Source organism: uncultured Campylobacter sp., from assembly GCF_938045205.1.
GTDB lineage: Bacteria > Campylobacterota > Campylobacteria > Campylobacterales > Campylobacteraceae > Campylobacter_B.
In genome coordinates this window covers 1-3079 of record NZ_CALIMY010000082.1, presented here as the reverse complement: position 1 = coordinate 3079, position 3079 = coordinate 1, and the positions used below count along the sequence as shown (strand labels likewise).

The following is a 3079-nucleotide window of genomic DNA, read 5'->3' as shown; positions in this document are numbered from 1 at the left end:
GTGCGAAACAGAATTGTGATTATACAAGAGTGATGCTTAAAGGGGGCTGAATAGGAAAGATTTTAAACTAAATAAATTTTATGTTCGGCATGTGCTATAACTTCGCCGATGATAGCGCTACTAGCGTAGCCTGCGTTTTTTAAATTTACAAGCGCTCGCGCCGCGTCCTTTTCCGCTACGGCAAGCAGAAGTCCGCCGCTGGTTTGTGCGTCGCAAAGCGTTATGTCCGGCTCGGAATCGACACCAGGCGCGATAAATTTTAAATTTTTATAGCTTCCGGCGGGGATCAGCCCCTCATCAAGGCATCTGAGGGCGCTTTTTAAAAGCGGAATTTTGCTAGGATAAATTTTAAAACTCACGTTCCCGTTTATCATTTCAAGCGCGTGTCCAAGCAGTCCAAAGCCCGTCACGTCGGTCGCGGCATGTATTTTTAGGCTCGCCAAGGCGCCCACGGCATAAAAATTTAACAAAATCATGCTCTCTATCGCGTCACGAAATTCTTCAAATTTAAGAAATTTCGCCTTAATAGCCGTAGCGACAATGCCCGTGCCTAGAGGTTTTGTTAGGATCAGCAGGTCGCCTTCACGCGCTGTATTATTGCTCCAAAATTTACGCGGATTCACACGCCCCGTGACACTAAGTCCATAATAAATTTCGGGGGTAGAGATGGTGTGGCCGCCCACCAAGACCCCTCCGCACTCTTTAATTTTGTTTTTGCCGCCGCGCAGAATTTCGCGCAGAATTTCGTTTGAGAAATGACAATCGTCAAAACCCACGATGTTTAGGGCGTTTATCACTTCGCCTCCCATCGCAAATACGTCGCTTAGGGAGTTTGCCGCCGCGATCTGTCCGAAGATAAACGGATCGTCCACCAAAGGGGTGATGAAATCGAGCGTTTGCACTAGCGCAAGATCGTCATTTATGCAAAATACGCTCGCATCTTCGTTGCTGCAGGTGGACGAAAGCAGGCTTGCATTGGGCTCGATTAAATTTCCAAGATTTTCGGTTAGACCCGCCGGGTCAAGCTTGGCGGCTCAACCGGCGGCTGCAATAAATTTCGTGAGGTTAAAATCTCTGTAGATCATAGTTTGATTGCTTCGTATTTTGATAAGATGTCCATGATTTCGTATGCGTTTGAAATCTCGCCGATCGCGAGCTTATCGACCAGTTTGTAGCCCTCCAGACAGCTTCCGCAGCTTAAAATTTCAGCTCCCGCTTCGTTTAGTTTTTTAATCGCCTCAAAGCATTCGTGGCCGCGGTTGGTAGTTATGTGCACGGCGTTGTTTACACAGATGACCTTCACGGGTTTTTCGTCTAAGCTTAACGCCGCGCCTAAAAATTTAGCGAGCAAACTCTTTCCGATCGGGCCGCTTCCGCACTGCTCCTCGTTTAGAAATATCACCTTGCCTCTTTTTGGCGCCGTTACGCTACAATAAATATCGTCGATACTTTCATCTTTAAGCTCGTCCGTTTTTACGGTTTTTATAAGCGTGTCAGCGCCCGCTTGTGAAATTTGCGCCTCAAAGCCGTTTTTAGACAAAAAGCGTTTTATGTTTTCGCGCGGCGCTACGTCGTTTACTAAAATTTCTAAACTCTCTCCGATTTTTAGCTCGCCGAGGACTTTTTTAGTGCGCAAAAGCGGTTCCGGGCAATTTAAATTGCGACAATCTAGTTGCATATGTAATCCTTAAAAATAAAATTCTTTGAACCTCAAAGCTAATGCGAGCCGCACGCAAGCAGGCTCGCGTAAAATTTGCCCAAGTTATAAGCGCGGGTACTTCGCTTCAAATTGCGATTTAGCGATCTGCCCTTTATCGAGCAGCTCGCGATACCAGTAGTGGTGAAGTACGTAAACTTCCTCCTCCGGCTTGTGTCCGTCAATCATCGAGTGGATGGCACCGCTGATCGCAAAGACCGCCATATAGATATGCACAAGCAAAAATACCGCGCAGACCGCGCCCAAAAAATTATGAATAATCGCGCTTGCTCTTAAAATTTCGATCTGACTCATACCTAGCGCACTTCTCATTGCGGGGATATCATAGTCTAGGAAAAACATTGACGCACCCGTCGCTATCATCACTATGCCGCCTAAAGTAGCGACCCAAAACCACGCCTTTTGGCCTGCGTTAAATTTACCCGCAGGGATCGTGCGCTTCTTTTTGCTTAAATAGCCGCCCACGATCATCATCCATTTGATATCGTAAGCTCGCGGTAGCATACGCCAAAACCATGTCACTAGCATAGGCACAACGGCAATCGCAAACGCTATCGTAGCCAGTCCGTGAGCGTTTTTACAAAACCTCACGAAAGCGCCGCCGCCGAATTCCTCGCCAAACATCATAATTAAGCCTGTCGGAACCAAAATCGCCCATGCTACGGCCGCTACTAGATGATATAATCGCTCAAATTTATTAAATGCATAGATCGGTTTGCCCGCGTGATGATCGAAGTGCTTCGGCCCTATGATCGCGTAGTGCCCAATAAAAGCTATGATTACGCCCAAAACCGCACCCAACGCCAACCAAGCAAAAAAGCCCGAGCTTTGCAGATGTCCTTGAAATTGCAGAAAGATCGGACCGAAGCCGTTGCCGTAGCTATCGATATTTTCAAGCCTTGCATTGCCCCAAACATCGCTATTTCCCTGCACGATATCGGCGTATTTTTTCTCCTCGGCCTGCGCATAAATACAGGCGAAAAGCGCGAGAAACAATCTTTTCATGGATTTCCTTAGATATAAAATTTGAGCCGATTATATCATTTTTTGCAAAAAATTTTCTTACAAAGCAAAATTACATTTTTGCATTAAGCGCCGCGCTAGTTTCGCCTCGCGTACTCGTCGTAGCCGAATTTTTTGATCATTAAAACCTCTCCGCGCTCGTCCGCCAAAACAAGATCGGGCAACTTGATGCCGTTAAAGGTCGTGTTTTTCACGATAGTATAGTGGATCTGATCCTCGAAAATCACCCGATCGCCGATGTTTAGCGGCGCGTCAAATTTATACTCGGGCCGTCCACTCTCAAGCCCCACGACATCGCCTGCGAGGCAGGTATTGCCGCCGAAGCGGTAGCTAAATTTA

General features: G+C 46.9%; 3 protein-coding genes and 1 pseudogene. All 4 read right to left on the bottom strand.

The window, feature by feature from the left end; all coding sequences use genetic code 11:
• Nucleotides 1-62 precede the first annotated feature (62 nt).
• Complete coding sequence (gene selD, locus Q0198_RS04710) at nt 63-1082, bottom strand: selenide, water dikinase SelD (RefSeq protein ID WP_297895590.1); 1020 nt, start codon at nt 1080-1082, stop codon at nt 63-65.
• Nucleotides 1082-1678: a sulfurtransferase-like selenium metabolism protein YedF gene (yedF, locus tag Q0198_RS04705; protein ID WP_297895587.1), complete on the bottom strand. Its 597-nt coding sequence runs from the start codon at nt 1676-1678 to the stop codon at nt 1082-1084. Before yedF ends, selD begins: the two co-directional genes overlap by 1 nt.
• 84 nt (nt 1679-1762) lie before the next feature.
• Nucleotides 1763-2722, bottom strand: a complete 960-nt coding sequence (locus Q0198_RS04700) for a formate dehydrogenase subunit gamma (protein WP_297895584.1) — start codon at nt 2720-2722, stop codon at nt 1763-1765.
• Between the two features lie 95 nt (nt 2723-2817).
• Nucleotides 2818-3079, bottom strand: a pseudogene (locus tag Q0198_RS04695) (carboxynorspermidine decarboxylase); the annotation flags it as partial.